The sequence below is a fragment of the Stenotrophomonas sp. Steno-C18 genome (genome assembly GCF_056393195.1).
Genome location: NZ_JBWJOX010000024.1, coordinates 1 through 1,332, shown reverse-complemented (window position 1 = coordinate 1,332; position 1,332 = coordinate 1). Strand labels below are relative to the sequence as shown.

Annotated in this window: 1 protein-coding gene; it reads right to left on the bottom strand. The window is 67.8% G+C overall.

Annotation, left to right across the window (positions count from 1 at the left end; all coding sequences use genetic code 11):
* Positions 1 to 1,332 (bottom strand): beta strand repeat-containing protein (locus AC06FE_RS19525; RefSeq protein ID WP_478073990.1); only part of this gene is annotated, 1,332 nt, incomplete at both ends.

The window sequence follows — 1,332 nt, the reverse complement described above, 5'->3', positions numbered from 1 at the left end:
ACCGGCCGTGGCGATGGTGCCGCGCTGGCCATCCAGCTGCCCGGTGCCGAGGGTCAGGCCCTGCGTACCGGCATGGCTGACGGTGCCGTCTTCATTGACCAGGCGACCGGCGTCCAATACCAGCGACTTGGCATTGCTGGCGATCGTGCCGGCGCTGTTGTCCAGCGCGCCGATGACGTTGATGTGCGTATCGTCGGTACCGGCCGAGCTGAGTGTGCCGTCGCGATTGGACAGCGACCCGGCCGCGACGTCCAGCGCACCGTTGGCAGCAATGGTGCCGCGATCATTGTTCAGGGCATCGCGTACCTGCAGCTGCAACGCCTGCTCGCCGGTCGAGGCCAGCGTGCCATCGGCGGTGGTCAGGGTGCCGGCCGTGATCGCTACCTGCCTGGCGCGCGTGGTGCCGCCCTGCAGGTCGATGTCTTCGCCCTGCAGCTCCAGCGTGCCGTTGCCGACGAGCGTGCCGCCCTTGCCGTGCAGCGTGTTCACCGCAATCTGCAACGCACCTTCGCCGGCATGCTCGACTGCACCGCCCTGGTTATCCAGCGTGTCGGCGCTCAGGCTCAGGTCACCGCCTGCGGTCAGTCGGCCGCCGTTGCTGTTGTCCAGCAAGCCGTCCACCGTTACCTGCAGCTGCGCCTTGTCGGCGGCCACCACGGTTCCACCGGCATTGTTCAACTGGCCGGCCTGCAGCTGCACGTCCCCGTTGCTGGAGAGCGTGCCGCCACGGTTGTCCAATTGCTGCGTGACGCGAACGCTGGATGCGCCGGTGCCGGCCGCAATCAACTTGCCCTGGTCATTGATGAAATGCGCGGCGGTCAGATCCACTGCGCCATTGCTGCCGAGGGTGCCGCCGGTGTTGTCCAGGCGATTGCGCACCTGCAGCTGCAGCGTGTCGGTGCTGGTGGCGGAGAGCTGCCCACCCGCTGTGGTCAGATCGCCGGTGGTGATGCGGATGCGCTGCGCCGAAGTGGTGCCGTTGCTCAGGTCGGTGGTTTGCCCGGTCAGGGTCAACGTGCCGTTGCCCAGCAGCGTGCCGCCCTGGCCGTTCAACGTCGCTGCATTGATGCTCAGGCTGCCGGTACCGGCGTGCTGCACGGTGCCGCCGGCGTTGCCCAGCGTTGCCGCCTGCAACGACAGATCTCCATTACTGGCGATGGTGCCGCCCTGGCCATTGTCCAGCGTGCCCTGCACCTGGATCGTGTTGGCCTGCTGGCCGGTGGCCACCACGGAGCCGCCCCGGTTGTCGAAGCCGGCTGCATTGACCGTGAGCTGGCTGGCGTTGAGCGTGGCATTGCGGTGATCCACCGCGCCAGCGGTCAGCGTCAGCGC